General features: G+C 65.9%; 16 protein-coding genes, 1 tRNA gene and 1 pseudogene. 5 read left to right on the forward strand and 13 right to left on the reverse strand.

Going from position 1 to position 14,475, the window contains the following annotated elements:
- Positions 1–90: 90 nt before the first annotated feature.
- From SLQ33_RS17090 to SLQ33_RS17100, 3 genes and pseudogenes are all read right to left on the reverse strand, one after another.
- A pseudogene (locus SLQ33_RS17090) lies at positions 91–496 on the reverse strand (HNH endonuclease).
- 48 nt (positions 497–544) lie between these two features.
- Positions 545–619, reverse strand: a tRNA-Thr gene (locus tag SLQ33_RS17095).
- A gap of 23 nt (positions 620–642) precedes the next feature.
- The gene (locus tag SLQ33_RS17100; protein WP_319455047.1) at positions 643–1,371 is read right to left on the reverse strand and encodes a hypothetical protein; all 729 of its coding nucleotides are present in this window, start codon (positions 1,369–1,371) and stop codon (positions 643–645) included.
- A gap of 126 nt (positions 1,372–1,497) precedes the next feature.
- On the opposite strand from SLQ33_RS17100, the gene SLQ33_RS17105 reads away from it, so the two are divergent.
- Positions 1,498–2,217 (forward strand): response regulator transcription factor, encoded by a 720-nt coding sequence (locus SLQ33_RS17105; RefSeq protein ID WP_319455048.1) that lies wholly within the window; start codon positions 1,498–1,500, stop codon positions 2,215–2,217.
- Positions 2,218–2,238: 21 nt separating this feature from the next.
- On the forward strand, positions 2,239–3,672 hold the full coding sequence (locus tag SLQ33_RS17110) for a HAMP domain-containing sensor histidine kinase (RefSeq protein ID WP_319455049.1): 1,434 nt from the start codon (positions 2,239–2,241) through the stop codon (positions 3,670–3,672).
- A 3-nt stretch (positions 3,673–3,675) separates the two neighbouring features.
- Here SLQ33_RS17110 and SLQ33_RS17115 read toward each other — a convergent pair whose 3' ends face one another.
- The gene (locus SLQ33_RS17115; RefSeq protein WP_319455050.1) at positions 3,676–4,080 is read right to left on the reverse strand and encodes an HIT family protein; all 405 of its coding nucleotides are present in this window, start codon (positions 4,078–4,080) and stop codon (positions 3,676–3,678) included.
- A gap of 103 nt (positions 4,081–4,183) precedes the next feature.
- Here SLQ33_RS17115 and SLQ33_RS17120 point away from each other — a divergent pair, with 103 nt between their 5' ends.
- From SLQ33_RS17120 to SLQ33_RS17130, 3 genes are read left to right on the forward strand one after another with little or no spacing between them, the layout of a single operon-like run.
- On the forward strand, positions 4,184–5,407 hold the full coding sequence (locus SLQ33_RS17120) for a bifunctional glycosyltransferase family 2/GtrA family protein (RefSeq protein ID WP_319455051.1): 1,224 nt from the start codon (positions 4,184–4,186) through the stop codon (positions 5,405–5,407).
- A gap of 12 nt (positions 5,408–5,419) precedes the next feature.
- On the forward strand, positions 5,420–6,628 hold the full coding sequence (locus tag SLQ33_RS17125) for an FAD-dependent oxidoreductase (RefSeq protein ID WP_319455052.1): 1,209 nt from the start codon (positions 5,420–5,422) through the stop codon (positions 6,626–6,628).
- 51 nt (positions 6,629–6,679) lie between these two features.
- Positions 6,680–7,108, forward strand: a complete 429-nt coding sequence (locus tag SLQ33_RS17130; protein WP_319455053.1) for an ester cyclase — start codon at positions 6,680–6,682, stop codon at positions 7,106–7,108.
- A 4-nt stretch (positions 7,109–7,112) separates the two neighbouring features.
- Here SLQ33_RS17130 and SLQ33_RS17135 read toward each other — a convergent pair whose 3' ends face one another.
- The 9 genes from SLQ33_RS17135 to SLQ33_RS17175 form a co-directional block, all read right to left on the reverse strand.
- Positions 7,113–7,958: an SDR family oxidoreductase gene (locus SLQ33_RS17135; protein ID WP_319455177.1), complete on the reverse strand. Its 846-nt coding sequence runs from the start codon at positions 7,956–7,958 to the stop codon at positions 7,113–7,115.
- The gene (locus tag SLQ33_RS17140; RefSeq protein WP_319455054.1) at positions 7,955–8,386 is read right to left on the reverse strand and encodes a nuclear transport factor 2 family protein; all 432 of its coding nucleotides are present in this window, start codon (positions 8,384–8,386) and stop codon (positions 7,955–7,957) included. Before SLQ33_RS17140 ends, SLQ33_RS17135 begins: the two co-directional genes overlap by 4 nt.
- A gap of 10 nt (positions 8,387–8,396) precedes the next feature.
- Entirely contained in the window at positions 8,397–9,524 is a 1,128-nt protein-coding gene (locus SLQ33_RS17145) for an NDMA-dependent alcohol dehydrogenase (RefSeq protein WP_319455055.1), read from the reverse strand.
- Positions 9,525–9,617: 93 nt separating this feature from the next.
- Positions 9,618–10,172, reverse strand: a complete 555-nt coding sequence (locus SLQ33_RS17150; RefSeq protein ID WP_319455056.1) for a nuclear transport factor 2 family protein — start codon at positions 10,170–10,172, stop codon at positions 9,618–9,620.
- A gap of 3 nt (positions 10,173–10,175) precedes the next feature.
- Entirely contained in the window at positions 10,176–10,397 is a 222-nt protein-coding gene (locus SLQ33_RS17155; RefSeq protein ID WP_319455057.1) for a ferredoxin, read from the reverse strand.
- A gap of 9 nt (positions 10,398–10,406) precedes the next feature.
- Entirely contained in the window at positions 10,407–11,759 is a 1,353-nt protein-coding gene (locus tag SLQ33_RS17160) for a cytochrome P450 (RefSeq protein WP_319455058.1), read from the reverse strand.
- Complete coding sequence (locus SLQ33_RS17165) at positions 11,756–12,583, reverse strand: SDR family oxidoreductase (RefSeq protein WP_319455059.1); 828 nt, start codon at positions 12,581–12,583, stop codon at positions 11,756–11,758. Before SLQ33_RS17165 ends, SLQ33_RS17160 begins: the two co-directional genes overlap by 4 nt.
- Entirely contained in the window at positions 12,584–13,789 is a 1,206-nt protein-coding gene (locus SLQ33_RS17170; protein ID WP_319455060.1) for a cytochrome P450, read from the reverse strand.
- Entirely contained in the window at positions 13,786–14,394 is a 609-nt protein-coding gene (locus SLQ33_RS17175; RefSeq protein WP_319455061.1) for a TetR/AcrR family transcriptional regulator, read from the reverse strand. The genes SLQ33_RS17170 and SLQ33_RS17175 overlap by 4 nt, the downstream gene beginning before the upstream one ends.
- Between the last annotated feature and the right edge of the window lie 81 nt (positions 14,395–14,475).

Genomic DNA, 14,475 nt, shown 5'->3' on the forward strand with positions numbered 1-14,475 from the left:
CCTGGTGGTGGGTCGGGTTGGCCAAATGGCGTTCCACTGCCCGGACCTCGGGTTTGTCTGGCGGATAGATGAGGTGCACGGTGCTGTCGCCTAGTACGACTGCCCGTTGGCGTATCGCTGTCGGCGGTAGGCGCGCCCGTTTGCCGCGGTTCCTACCCTTATATGTCGGTAGCTGTGAGTCGCAATTCGGACAGATCATCCGCAGGTTTTCCCGTCGATTGTTGGTCGGGTTCCCATCGATGTGGTCCAACACCAACGCGAGAGGCAGGCCCAACCACGTGCTGTCTCCGCTACAGATCGCGCAGCAGCCCGACTGGGCATCGGCGAGATACTGGCAAATATAGTGACGGCGGCGGCCGTCGACCCACGCCTCGCCGGATTCGAGCCAACGCTTCGTACTGGTGTCGCGCCGGAGCGACGCCTGACACGCATTGCCGCAGTAGACCTTTTGACTGCGCTTCGAGAGTTCCGAACCACAGCCGCGACACTGTCTCACGCGTACGACGCTACGACCGGGCACCGACAAGCAGCCGGCGTCGGAAGTTGGAGCCCCCTATCGGGATTGAACCGATGACATCCTGTTTACAAGACAGGTGCTCTACCACTGAGCTAAGGAGGCCTGCGGGGCCCGAGTTTATCGGGTCACTCGTCGGCGTCGATAACGCGCTGCGACGTCACGGTCCGTGATGGCGGACGGCTCCTCGGGCGGCGGCCCGGGAACGGGATCCGGTCGGCGATGTTGCTCAGCGGGTTGACCACCTGGCTCAGCACGATGACTGCCTCACGCAACGCCTCGATCGTCGGCTCCAACGCCTCGAGCCCGGGCGTCAGTCGGTTGAGTGTGTCGGCCACGGTCGCGAGCTGCTCGAGCGGGCCATTCTTCGCGGTGAGGGTGTCGATCACGCCACCCTCGGCCAGCAGCCGATCGGCCACGCCGTCCTCGGCCAACACCCGCTCGATCAACCCGTCCTCGGCCAGCAGTTGGTCGACGAGGCCGCCCGGCTCGATGGCGCGCATCAGGCCGCTGTTCTCCTGCGTCAGCCGATCGATCACGCCACCCGGCATGGTCAGCTTGTCCACCAGGCCTCCGGGCTGCAGCAGCCGGTCGACGGGTCCGTCGGGCGCCAGGGCCCGACCCAGCGGCTGGTCTTCATCCATCAGCTTGGCCAGCCTGTTCGCCCGCACGATCGCGTCGTCGATGCCCAGCATCTGCGCGACGGACCCGGCGCCTGGGTTCGACTCGGCCACGCCGAGCGAGCGCTGGGCCACTCCCAAGGCGCCGGTGGCCACGTTCAGCCCGGCGTCAGCTACGGCCAGGCCGATGCGGGCCGGGGCGGTAGCCAGGTCGACCAGGGCTTTTCCGAGATTCATGCGGACATCCTATGGCCGCCGTCACATTTACTTGGAGCGTTGCTGAGACCAGGCTGTGAATAACTCACAGGAAGCTCACAGTTCCCCTGCAGGGTGATTCCAAGTGAGTGGGAGGACATTAACTGCATGGCCATGGCTGCATTGCCCGAGAATCTCCCTGAGGCGAGGGTCCTCGTCGTCGACGACGAGACCAACATCGTCGAACTCCTGTCGGTGAGTTTGAAGTTCCAGGGCTTCGAGGTGCATACCGCCTCGAACGGCCCTGCCGCGCTGGACAAGGCGCGCGAAATTCGTCCCGACGCCGTCATCCTCGACGTGATGATGCCCGGCATGGACGGTTTCGGGGTGTTGCGCCGGCTGAGGGCCGACGGCATCGACGCTCCTGCGTTGTTCCTGACCGCCCGTGATACGTTGCAGGACAAGATAACCGGGCTCACGCTCGGTGGCGACGACTACGTGACCAAGCCGTTCAGCCTCGAAGAGGTGGTCGCGCGGCTTCGCGTCATCCTGCGCCGGACGGGGCGCGGCGTGGAGGAGCCCCGCAACGCGCGGCTGGCGTTCGCCGACATCGAACTCGACGAGGACACCCATGAGGTGTGGAAGGCCGGCGAGCCCGTCGCGCTGTCACCCACCGAGTTCACGTTGCTGCGGTACTTCATCATCAACGCGGGCACGGTGCTGTCCAAGCCCAAGATCCTCGACCACGTGTGGCGTTACGACTTCGGCGGTGACGTCAACGTCGTCGAGTCCTACGTGTCGTACCTGCGGCGCAAGGTAGACACCGGAGAGAAGCGGCTGCTTCACACGCTGCGCGGTGTTGGGTACGTTTTGCGCGAACCGCGGTAGTTTTCGCAGACAATAGGGGCCATGGCGAGACTTCACGGGCGGGGCGTCCCGCTCCGGGTCGGGCTGGTGGCCGCGACCCTCGTCCTGGTGGCCTGCGGCTTGCTGGCCTCGGGTATCGCCGTCACCTCGATCCTGCAGCACAGCCTCGTCAACCGGGTTGACCAGACCCTGCTCGACGCCTCGCGCGGCTGGGCCCAGGCGCCGCGACGCATGCCCGACACCCCCATCGAGGGACCCAACCCGGCCAGACCACCGTCGAACTTCTACGTCCGGGGAATCGATCCGGACGGGCGCATCTGGATGGCCGTCAACGACCGCGAGGCCGAGCCCGCACTGCCCGACGACAACGACGTCGGGCCCGTTCCCGTCACGGTCGGGTCGATCGATCACTCCGCCGTGCAATGGCGTGCGATGACGGTGCGCGGTCCGCGCGGCGAGCTCACCACCGTTGCCATCGACCTGTCCGACGTGACGTCGACGGTGCGAGCGCTGACCTGGTCGCAGGTGGGCATCGGCACGGTGGTGCTGTTGGTGATCGGCATCGCCGGCTACGCGGTCGTGCACCGCAGCCTGCGGCCACTCGTGGAGGTGGAGCAGACGGCGGCGGCCATCGCCGCGGGCGAGCTCGACCGTCGAATACCCCAACGCGACTCACGCACCGAGGTCGGCCGACTTTCGTTGGCGCTCAACGGAATGCTCGCGCAGATTCAGCGCGCGGTAGCCTCGTCCGAGGCTTCGGCGGAGCACGCGCGCACCTCCGAGGACCGCATGAGGCGGTTCATCACCGACGCCAGTCACGAACTGCGTACGCCGCTGACCACCATCCGCGGCTTCGCCGAGCTCTACCGCCAGGGCGCCGCCCGCGACGTCGAGTTGCTGATGAGCCGCATCGAGAGCGAGTCGAGGCGGATGGGGCTGCTCGTCGAAGACCTGCTGCTACTGGCCCGACTCGACGCGCAGCGCCCGCTCGAGCAGCGCCGGGTCGACCTGCTGGCGCTGGCCAGCGACGCCGTCCACGACGCCCAGTCCATCGCGCCGAAGCGGTCGATCACCATGGAGGTGTTCGACGGGCCGGGAACCCCGGAGGTGTTGGGGGACGAGGCCCGGCTACGGCAGGTGCTGGGAAACCTGGTGGCCAACGCGTTGCAGCACACCCCGGACAGCGCGGGCGTCACGGTGCGGGTGGGCACCGACGACGACGAGGCGATCATCGAGGTGTGCGACGAGGGACCCGGGATGAGCCTCGACGATGCGCACCGCGTCTTCGAACGCTTCTACCGCGCGGACTCGTCGCGGGCGCGCGCAAGCGGTGGCACCGGCCTTGGCCTGTCGATCGTCGACTCGCTCGTGTACGCGCACGGCGGCACGGTCAGCGTCACGACGGCGCCGGGGGAGGGCTGCCGGTTCTCCGTTCACTTACCGCGCATCGCCGACGTGCCCGTGTCGGTCGGCTGACACTCAATCCAGTTCTGACAGCGCCGCTTTGATCTTCGCCTGCGCCTCGTCGAGCGACTCCGCAGACGGGTTGCGGTCGACGCCGGCGAAGCCGAAGTCGGCCAGGTTGCGGGCGGGGAAGACGTGCACGTGCAGGTGCGGCACTTCCAGGCCGGCGATGATCACGCCCGACCGCTCGGTTGCGAACGCCTTGCAGACGGCCTTGCCGATCCGCTGCGACACCGCCATCACCCGGTTGAAGGCGGACGGGTCGACGTCCTGCCAGTTGTCGAGCTCCTCGCGGGGCACTACCAGCGTGTGACCCTGCGTCATGGGTTCGATGGTGAGGAATGCGACGACGTCGTCGTCCTCGTAGACGAAGCGCCCTGGCAGTTCGCGGTTGATGATCCTGGTGAACACGGAAGCCATGCGGACGAGCATGCCAGACCGCGCGGCCGCGGTGGCGTGCGCTTTCAGTAGGTTCCCAGTGCGGGGTCAGACGTGTGGCAGCTTGCTCGGCGACGGTGGACGCATGACCGAGCTGGCGTCCTCCCGCCCGGCCGGTATTTCCACGCGCCAGTACGTCCTGGACATCGTCATCCCCGTCTACAACGAAGAACGCGACCTGCCGGTCAGCGTCCGGCGGTTGCACGAGTTCCTCGTCGACGAAGTGCCCTATCCCGCGCGAATCACCGTGGCCGACAACGCCAGTACCGACGGCACCCTGGAGGTGGCGCGCCGGCTGGCCGACGAACTGCCCGACGTCGCCGTCATCCACCTGGACGCGAAGGGGCGCGGCGGCGCACTGCAGGCGGCGTGGACGTCGTCGCCGGCGACGGTGGTCGCGTACATGGATGTCGACCTATCGACCGACCTGACGGCGCTCATGCCCCTCGTCGCGCCGCTGATCTCCGGTCACTCCGACGTCGCCATCGGGTCCCGGTTGTCGGCGTCGTCGCGCGTGGTGCGGGGGCCCAAACGTGAATTCGTCTCGCGCAGTTACAACTTGATACTCCGCAGCGTGCTCGGGGCCCGGTTCTCGGACGCACAGTGCGGGTTCAAGGCGATGCGCGCGGACGTCGCCCGCCAGCTGCTGCCGTTCGTGGCGGACACCGGGTGGTTCTTCGACACCGAGCTGTTGGTGATCGCCGAGCGTGCCGGGCTGCGCATTCACGAGGTACCCGTCGACTGGATCGACGATCCCGATTCCCGCGTCGACATCATTGGCACCGCGATCGACGACCTGCGGGGCTGTTGGCGGGTGGGCCGCGCGCTCGCCACCGGCGCTCTACCGCTGCGCGAACTGCAGGCGAGCCTCGGCCGTGAACCGCTGGTGCCCGGCGTTCCGCCCGGCATGGTGGGTCAGCTGGTCCGATTCGCGATCGTCGGGGTCGTCAGCACGCTGGCGTACGCGCTGCTGTATCTCGTCCTGCACGCCACGATGGGGGCGCAGGCCGCAAACCTGGTGGCGTTGCTACTGACCGCCATCGCCAATACGACGGCCAACCGTGCGTTCACGTTCGGCGTGCGTGGGCGAACCGGGGTCACGCGCCATCAGGTGCACGGGCTGCTGGTGTTCGCGTTCGGGCTGGCCATCACCAGCGGGTCACTGTTCGTGCTGCACCGCTTCGACTCGACGGTGAGCAAGGAGTTCGAACTGTCCGTGCTCGTGGTGGCCAACCTGGTCGCGACCTCGGTGCGATTCGTCGCGCTGCGACGCGTGTTCGGGGTGCACCGGGGGCGGGTCCATCCCTAGTAGCGTCGAACCATGACGCGGGTGCTGAAGACCCAGGTGTGTGTTGCCGGTGGCGGGCCCGCGGGCCTCGTTCACGCCCTGCTGCTCGCTCGCGCTGGCATCCAGGTTGTGGTCCTGGAGAAGCACGGCGACTTCCTGCGCGATTTCCGCGGCGACACCGTGCATCCGAGCACTATGCGGGTCATCGACGAGCTGGGTCTCATCGACGAGTTTCTGCGCCTACCGCACACCAAGGTCACCCGTGTCGCCGTCGACCCCGACGGCGCCATTCGTACCGTCGGCAACTTCGGTGCGCTCAAACGGCTGGGCTTCAGGCAGCCCTACATCGCGTTGATGCCGCAGTGGGACTTCCTCGACTTCCTTGCTGAAAAATCTTCTGCCTACCCGGAATTCACGCTGATCCGCAATGCCGAGGTCAAAGATCTCATCTTCGACGGCGATCGGGTGGTTGGGGTGCGGACACCCGAACTCGAGGTGCGTGCCGAATTGGTCGCCGGCGCGGACGGGCGTAGTTCGGCGGTGCGGGCCGCGGCCGGGCTACCGATGGCCGCTGCGCACTCCCCGATGGACGTGCTGTGGTTTCGTCTGAAGTGGCGCCCGGGCGATCCGCAGGAGCTGTTCGCGATAATCCGTAGGGGCCTGATGATGGCCATGATCTACCGAGGCGACTACTGGCAGATCGCGTATCCCGTGCCAAAGGGGGCGAACCCCCGCGACGGGTCGCTGGAGGCGTTCAAGCAGCGCCTGGTCTCAGCGCGACCGCAGCTGCGCGAACACGTCGACGACCTACGCTCCTGGGACGACACGAGCCATCTCGACGTCCGGGTGGACCGGCTCAAGACGTGGTGGCGTCCGGGACTGCTATGCATCGGCGATGCCGCTCACGCGATGTCACCGATCGGCGGCATCGGGATCAACCTCGCCGTTGCCGATGCGGTGGCCGCGGCGAACATCCTGTGCGCTCCGCTGCGCGCTGGTCGACTGACCACCTCAGACCTCGCCAAGGTGCAGCGTCGGCGAGAGCTGCCTACCCGGATCATCCAAGCGGGTCAAGTATTCATTCAAAACAGAGCTATCGAGCCCAACTTGAACGGCGACCTATCCCCGGTTCGCATCCCGAAGATCGTGGGCCGGGGTCCGCTGCAGTTCATTCCGCCGATCATCGTCGGGCGTGGCTTTCGCCCCGAGCATGTTCGGACACCGGACGTTCACACCGTCTAGCCGCGCGGATAAGTGGGGACTGTTCGCGGGGCGTGACGCGTTAACCCAAACATGAGCACCCGTGATTCTGTAGCCATCGTTCATTCGTTTTGGGACGAAGTGTGGAACGCACACGACGCATCGGCAGTGGACCGGTTCGTCGTCGACGACTTCGTCATCGTCTCCGGCGGAGTGACCATCGAGGGTCGCGACAATTTCAAGCGCTGGATCGAGGGCTTCTTGGCGAATGTCGACGACCTACACCTCGAAGCCGTCGAGTCGTTCCAGAACGCCGACGGCAGTCGCGTCGCGTCGCGATGGCTGTTGACCGGGAGGAACAACGGCTTCCTCGGCACCGCACCCGACCACCAAGACATCGCGATGACCGGCACCGCAGTGTGGGCGGTGCGTGACGACGGGAAGCTGCTGACGAACTGGGTCGAGCGCGCGTCGTGGGAACTGCACCAGCGGCTGACGGGTGCTGATCAGCAGGCGGTGTAGTGCGTCAGCGCCTGTGGATGAAGCCGTGAAGCTCGTCGAGTGACCATGGTGGCGCGTCGTGATGATCGCGATAGGCGATGATGCTGGGCGTCGGCCGGTCGAACCGCCCCACGAAACCGCCTGCAGCGATGAAGATCTGGCCGGTCACGTCCTTGGCTCGGTCGCTGACCAGATATGCATACGTCGGCGCGACGTACTCGGGAGGCGGGGCATCGAGCGCACCCTGGGCGCTGACGTCGTCGAGCAGGCCGCGGCGGCGCAGGTCCGCGATCTGTGCCTCGTAGTCGGGGCCGCTGGATATCCGCGTCTTGGCCCCCGGGCACACCACATTGGCGCGCACCCCGTGCTCGCGGAGTTCGGCGGCGATCGCGAGCGTGAGCCCGTTGACCCCGCCCTTGCCCGCCGGGTAGCCCGTGCCGCCGTAGTCGCCTAGGAACGCGAACGAGCTCGTGTTGACGATCGCACCGCCGCCCTGCGCGACCATCCGCGGGGCTGCTGCGCGGCAGGTCTCGAACGTCGTATTCAGGTGCGCGTCAAGGAGTTCGCGGAACTGGGTGGACGTCACGCTCAGGATCGACGAGCCCGCCGGCTCTGGGGTGCCCGCGCAGTTGATCAGCGCGCCGATTCCGCCGAACTCATCGACGCACCTTTCGATGAGTGCGTCGGCAACTTCTGGATCAGCAGGGGAGCCCGCGTGACCCACGGTGCGACCACCGATGCCGTCGACGGCGTTGTCGACGGCATCGGCGTCACGTCCATTGACCACGACTCCGAACCCTTGCCCGGCAAGGAGTTCGGCGACTGCCAAGCCGACGCCGCGGGAGCCGCCGACGACGACCGCGCCGGTCAGTTCTGCTCTTCCTGACCGAACTCCATGGCGTCCATGTTCCAGAAGCCACGCAGGTTCGTGATCAGGCCCTCGTCATTGACTCGGTAGGTGAACACGCCACGCACGGTCGCGGTGAAGCCGTTCGGAAATACCGTGCGCAACACCAGGATGTAGGCGATCTCCGTCGGAGAACTCGACGGGAACGTCTCCTCGCACGTCACGGTCAGCGTGTTCGGGCCGATGTTCGCGTCGTAGAACGCGGCGAGGGCGTCCTTGCCGCGGACGCCGGTTCCGTCGGGGTTCGTGACGGACTCGCCGATCGGATCCTCGACCAGCACGTCATCGGCCATCAGCGCCAACCAACCCGCTCGGTCGCCCGACTGAACGCATCGCCACGACGACTGTGAAGCGGCGACGACCGGGGTCTGCTCGACGGTCTCCTGTGACATGACCGACTACCTACCGGTCGGCGTCGGTGTAGCGGATGACGCCGCGGATGTTGCGCCCCTCGAGCATGTCGGTGTAGCCGTCGTTGATCTGCTCCAGCTTGTACTGCCGGGTGATCATGTCGTCGAGGTTGAGCTTGCCCGCCTTGTACATCGACAGCAGCTGCGGGATGTCGAAGTGCGGGTTGCCGCCGCCGAAGATGGTGCCCTGCAAGCGCTTCTGCATCAGTGTCAGCATGGCCAGATTCAACGACACGTTGTTGTCGAGCAGGCTGCCAATGGCGGTCAGGACGGTGGTGCCGCCCTTGGAGGTGAGGTTGACGTAGGTGTCGACGTCCTTGCCGTGCAGTTCACCGACGGTGACGATGACCTGTTTGGCCATCAGCCCGTGAGTGGCCTCGGCGATACCCGCGAAGGCAGCGTCGGTGTCCGGATAGGCGTGTGTGGCACCGAACTTCAGGGCTGCGTCGCGCTTCCACTCCACCGGCTCGATGACGAAGAGGTTCCGGGCTCCGGCATTGACCGCGCCTTGGACGGCCGACATGCCGACCCCGCCGACCCCGATCACGAGGACGTCGTCGCCCGGGCGGATGTCGCCGGCCTTCACGGCGGAGCCATAGCCGGTGGTCACGCCGCAGCCGACCAGGCAGGCCACCTCGAACGGGATCGACGGATCGATCTTCACGACCGAGCTCTTGTGCACCACCATGTACGGGCTGAAGGTGCCGAGCAGCGTCATCGGGAAGACGGGCTGGCCCTTGGCGTGGATGCGGTTGGTGCCATCGGAGACCGCCAGGCCTCCGAGCAGCCCGGCACCCAGGTCGCAGAGGTTGCGCAGGCCGGCCTGACACGACGGACACTCACCGCACGACGGAATGAACGACAGCACGACGTGGTCGCCAACCTCGACGTTCTCGACGCCGGGGCCGACCTCGGTGACGATGCCAGCGCCCTCGTGACCACCGAGCACCGGGAAGCCGGCCATCGGAATGTCACCTGTTACAAGATGATGGTCGGAGTGGCACATGCCCGACGCTTCCATCTGGATTTTGACTTCGTCCTTGACGGGATCGCCGATCTCGATCTCCTCGATCGACCACGGCTGGTTGAACTCCCAGATGAGCGCACCCTTTGTCTTCATCCGTACGTGCCTTCCGCTAGAGCCAGTGAGCCCAGACTAGAGCCATTAGTTAGGTGCGTCACACCCACCCCCAAGCAACCGCTTGGCCGGGAGTCACCAGATCGGGACGGGTGCCGTTCCGAGTGGGTAGTACCCCGGGAGTTTCTCGCCAGCGAGGCTGCGCTCGATACGCTCCTGCATGCCCTTGGACAGCTTTCCGTTGGTCATCAGGTCGAGGTAGAGCTTCTGGACGTGGCCGAAGTCGAAGAAGTCGCGCTGCCACTCGACCTTCCCGTCCGCGTTGAGCCGGAACCAGCTGCCGCCGATGCCGTAGATCTCGCGCTCTTCTGCGGACGGGTCGTCGGGGTCGGTGACGACCTGCTTCCAGAAGCCGACGATCTCGCCTTGCTTGTCGTCAATGATGACCTTCTGGTACGGGTACTTCCAGCCTTCGAGGCCCGCCATCTCGAGACCCAGTGCAATGTCACGGATCTCGCCGATACCGATGCACATCACGTCCTCCTTGGGCCCGATGTTCCAGCCGTAGGTGGCGTCCTCGGAGTAGAAGTCCGCCAACGGCTTCCAGTCGCCAGCCGCTTCGGCGTCGCGGTTGACCTGAAGCCACCGCTGCACCCAGTCCTCCAGTTGTGCACGTTCGAACGACGCCATTGTCTACTCCTCTGGTTCTATCTTTTTGATGAAAAGGGCTTGGGTAGGACACATGTCGACCGCTCGCTCGATCTCGTCGCGGGCGTCGTCCGGCGGTTCGGCGTCGAGGATCTCGACCTTGCCCCGTTTGGGCACCTTGAAGTAGTCAGGAGCCTCCAACTCGCACATGGCGTGGCCCTGGCACAGATCCAGGTCGACGTCGACCCGGAAGGACGGAGTGGCCATTCCGGGGTCCTATCCGGTGCGCTTGCGGTAACGGACCTTGGCGGGACGATCCAGCTGCACCACCATCTTGGAGTGGTCGTTGCGGTAGGTCTCGGCGGGTTGCGCCATCTCGAACTCATACTCGCGCAACAGAACCGAGAAGATCGCCTTGATCTGCATCGTCGCGAACGCGGCGCCGACGCAGCGGTGCCGCCCCGCGCCGAACGGAATCCACGTCCACCGGTTGGCGACGTCGGCCTGCTCGGGCTTGTTGTAGCGATCCGGGTTGAATGCGTCGGGGTCCGGGAAGTGCTCGGGGATCCGGTTGGAGATGGCCGGGGACGTGGCGACGAAGTCTCCGTCGCGAATCGGGAAGCCCTGCACCTCGAACTCGCCCTTGGCGACCCGCATCAGGATGATGAGCGGTGGATGCAGGCGAAGCGTCTCCTTGACGACGTTGTCGAGCAACGGAATCTGGCGCAACGCGTGGAAGCTCACCTCCTGGCCGTCCGCGTACAGCTCCTCGAGCTCGGACACGATGTCGGCGTAGACGTCGGGGTTGCGCAGCAGTTCGATCAGCGTCCACGACGACGTGCCCGAACTGGTGTGGTGGCCGGCGAACATCAGCGAGATGAACATGCCCGTGACCTCGTGGGCCGAGAAGCGGGGGTTGCCGTCCTCGTCCTTGACCGACACGAGGATATCGAGCAGGTCGCGGTCTTCCTTGTCCTTGGGCGGGTTGGCGATGCGGTCATCCATGATTTCCTGCACCAGCGCAACGAGTTTCACGCGCGCCTCGTCGCGCCGCTTGAAGCTCTCGATCGGGAGGTAGGGATCGACGTAGCACAGCGGATCGGTGCCGCGCTCCAGTTCGTGGTAGTAGTGCGCGAACCGGGCGTCCAATTGCTCGCGGAACTTCAGTCCGATCAGGCAGGCCGTGGAGGTGTAGATGGTCAACTCGGAAAAGAAGTCGAGCAGTTCGATCTCGCCTTCATCGCCCCAGTCGGCGGTGATCTTCTTGACTTCGCCCTCGATGGTCGCCGCGTGGCCCTTCATCTGCTCCCCGCGCAGTGCCGAGTTGTGCAGCATCTCGGCGCGCCGCTCGGGGCTGGCGTCGAACACCACACCCTCGCCGAAGATCGGCGTCATGAACGGGTACGCCTCGGCCTGGTCGAGATCCTCGTCGGAGGACCGGAAGAAGAACTCGTTGGCCTCCGCGCCGGACAGGAAGATGACGTGCTTGTCGACCAGTTGGAACCATCCGACGTCACCGCACTCTTCGCGGATGCGGTTCATCAAACCGATTGGGTCGGTGCGGAACTCCTCGAGGTGCCCGTGCTCCTCTTCACCACCGGAGACGCGGGGAACGATTGCTGTTGTCATGAGTCCAGTGCCTTTTCGTCGACCTTGAGTTGTTGACGCTCTGCGGGTGCGCTCGCCAGCGGCGCCTCCGGCTGAAGTTCCATGTTCGCGATGAACCCGCCGCGGGGCGTCTCGGCGACGAACGTGATGGCCCTGGCCAGATCGGCGGCGCGCAGGAAGTAGTCGTGGCGCGCCTGGCCCCACTTGGCCCAGTCCTCGAGCGCGGGGCCGATCTTCTCGGCGGGCAGGCTCCAGCCCATGCTGGTCTTCGTCGGGCCGGGGTGCACGATCGACGCACGAACTCCGGTGCCCTCCAGTTCCATCTGGAAATTGGTGACCATCGCGACCAGCGCCGCCTTCGCCGCACCGTAGGCCCCCATGTGTGGGCGCTGCCTCAGCGCGACGTCGGAGCCGACGAAGATCAAGTCGCCGCGCTGACGCTCGAGCATCCCGGGAAGCACCGCGCCGGCCAGTCGATAGGCGCCGACGAGGTGGATCTGTAGCTGCGACTCGAACTCGTCGGTGGTGATCTCGGCCAGCTTGCCGAAATAGGTGTCCCCGGCGCCGGCGACCAATACCTCGATCTCGCCGAGTGCCTCGACCGATTGCGAGACAAAGGACTTCACCGAGTTCGGGTCAGTAACGTCGAGGTGGAATCCGACGGCCTCACCGCCGTCGGCGTTGATCTTTCCGACGAGGTCGTCGAGCTTCTCCACGCGGCGGGCGCCGAGTGCGACGGGGAAGCCGCGGGCGGCGAGCTCGATGGCGGTGGCCTCTCCGATACCGGACGAGGCGCCGGCGACGATGGCCGGTCGGCGGTCGGGGAGCGGGGCGAAACGGGGCATCTATCGGGCCTTCACGGTGATGGGCAGGTGGGCGAAGCCGCGGACGTTGCTCGAGTGGACGCGGACGGAGTTGGCCTCGTCAACGTCGTAGTGGCGGATGCGTTTGAACAGTTCGGCGAGGGCCACTCGGGCCTCCATGCGGGCGAGGTGGGCGCCGAGGCAGAAGTGCGCGCCACTGCCGAAACTCTGGAGTTTGGCGCCGATTTCACGACCGATGATGAAGTCGTCCGGGTTCTCGAACGCGCGCTCGTCGCGGTGCGCCGAGCCGGGAAGCAGCAGCAGCACGTCGCCGTCCGGGATGGTGGTGTCGTAGAGGTTGAGCTCGCCGGAGACCATCCGAGCCAGGATCTGGCTGGACGTGTCGTAGCGCAGGGTCTCCTCGACCCACAGCGGAATCCTCGACTCGTCGTCGTAGACCGGGGCCAGCTGATCGGGGTTCTTGTGGCCCCAGAATGCCGCGTTGGCAAGCAGTTTGGTGGTGGTCTCGTTGCCGGCGATCACCATCAGGAACATGAAGCCGAGCACTTCTTCGTCGGTGAGCCGGTCGCCGTCGATCTCGGCTTCCAGCAGCGCCGTCGTGAGGTCGTCGGCGGGCTTCTTGCGCCGCTCGGCGACCATCTCCTGGTAGTAGACGATCAGGTTGAGCGAGGCTTCGATCGCCTCGGCGGGCACGTCGTTGACGCCGTCCTCGCGGTGCATCACGCCGTCGGCCATGGCCCGGATGCGGTCCCGGTCCTCCTCTGGCACGCCCATGAGTTCGGAGATGACGTCCATTGGCAGTTTGCCCGCGAACTCGGTCACGTAGTCAACGGTGCCCGACTCCGCCCGCTCCATCATCGCGTCGAGGTGCTTGACCGCGAGTTCGGTGACACGGGGCTCCAATTCGCGGATCCGGCGCGGAGTGAACCCCTTGGACACCAGTGTGCGCAATCGCAGGTGATCGGGATCGTCCATCGCGAGGAAGGACATGGTCTTCGATGCGTGCGGTCCGCGCGAGATCGGGTCGAGCGAGACACCCTCCCGGTTGGAGAGCGTCGTGCTATTGCGGAAGCCCGCCAGGACGTCGCTGTGCCGTGACAGCGCCCAGAAGCCGAGGTCCTCGTTGTGGTACAGCGGGGCTTCGTCGCGCAGTCTCTTGTAGTACGGGTACGGATCTTCGTGGAAGTCATAGTCGTAAGGGTCGAGCAGGACGTCAGACACGGTCACGGTTCTTCTCCGAGGATGAGGCCGACGACGTATGACAGCCGGTCGGCGATCTGGTGGTAGGTGAAGGCGCCGCTGCCCGCATTGACCAGCGCGCCGAAGAACGTCATCTCCAGCGCCGCGACTACGCGCGAGTCAGCGTCGGGTCCGACGGCCGACCGGATGCGTCGGTGTATCTCGGCACCGATGCGGTCGCGCACCTTGCGCACCGGGGGATCGGTGCCGGTGAGCAACGCCGTCGTGCAGGCTGCGGCCACCTCGGGTTCGTCGGCGACCGTCAGGGCCATGCTGCGCAGTGCCTGCTCGACGCGGACCGGCATGGGTTCATTGACGTCGGTGAAGTACGGCACCTGGCTGATGAGGTCGAAGTAGACCTCTGCGATCAGGTGGTTCTTGGACGAGAAGTACGTGTATGCGGTGGCAGGGGCGACCTTGGCGCGGGCGGCGACGGCGCGCACGGTGAGGTCCGCGTACGACGATTCGCGCAACATCTCGACGCCCGCTGCGAGAACCTTGCGGAAGGTCTCCTCTTGGCGCCGATTGCGCGGCGTTTCGTCGGCGTCCGCCCCAGACACTGCCGTGACGGCCACTACTGCATCGCTGGACACCTGTCCAAGTTATCCGACGGTGCGGCCTCTAGGCAAGCGTGCACCGCGAATTGGCACTACAGAAGGGTTATGTGTCGGGTG

The organism is Mycobacterium sp. RTGN6 (assembly GCF_033804605.1).
In the GTDB taxonomy this organism is placed as follows: domain Bacteria; phylum Actinomycetota; class Actinomycetes; order Mycobacteriales; family Mycobacteriaceae; genus Mycobacterium.

Bases quoted from the DNA above. Each gene is read 5' to 3' on its own strand.
- SLQ33_RS17150 (WP_319455056.1), bottom strand. From the start codon at position 10,172: ATGGCGTCGTTCGAACGTGCACAACTGGAGGACTGGGTGCAGCGGTGG.
- SLQ33_RS17125 (WP_319455052.1), top strand. From the start codon at position 5,420: ATGACGCGGGTGCTGAAGACCCAGGTGTGTGTTGCCGGTGGCGGGCCC.
- SLQ33_RS17100 (WP_319455047.1), bottom strand. From the start codon at position 1,371: ATGAATCTCGGAAAAGCCCTGGTCGACCTGGCTACCGCCCCGGCCCGC.
- SLQ33_RS17145 (WP_319455055.1), bottom strand. From the start codon at position 9,524: ATGAAGACAAAGGGTGCGCTCATCTGGGAGTTCAACCAGCCGTGGTCG.
- SLQ33_RS17155 (WP_319455057.1), bottom strand. From the start codon at position 10,397: ATGGCCACTCCGTCCTTCCGGGTCGACGTCGACCTGGATCTGTGCCAG.
- SLQ33_RS17130 (WP_319455053.1), top strand. From the start codon at position 6,680: ATGAGCACCCGTGATTCTGTAGCCATCGTTCATTCGTTTTGGGACGAA.
- SLQ33_RS17105 (WP_319455048.1), top strand. From the start codon at position 1,498: ATGGCCATGGCTGCATTGCCCGAGAATCTCCCTGAGGCGAGGGTCCTC.
- SLQ33_RS17140 (WP_319455054.1), bottom strand. From the start codon at position 8,386: ATGTCACAGGAGACCGTCGAGCAGACCCCGGTCGTCGCCGCTTCACAG.
- SLQ33_RS17160 (WP_319455058.1), bottom strand. From the start codon at position 11,759: ATGACAACAGCAATCGTTCCCCGCGTCTCCGGTGGTGAAGAGGAGCAC.
- SLQ33_RS17110 (WP_319455049.1), top strand. From the start codon at position 2,239: ATGGCGAGACTTCACGGGCGGGGCGTCCCGCTCCGGGTCGGGCTGGTG.
- SLQ33_RS17165 (WP_319455059.1), bottom strand. From the start codon at position 12,583: ATGCCCCGTTTCGCCCCGCTCCCCGACCGCCGACCGGCCATCGTCGCC.
- SLQ33_RS17115 (WP_319455050.1), bottom strand. From the start codon at position 4,080: ATGGCTTCCGTGTTCACCAGGATCATCAACCGCGAACTGCCAGGGCGC.
- SLQ33_RS17120 (WP_319455051.1), top strand. From the start codon at position 4,184: ATGACCGAGCTGGCGTCCTCCCGCCCGGCCGGTATTTCCACGCGCCAG.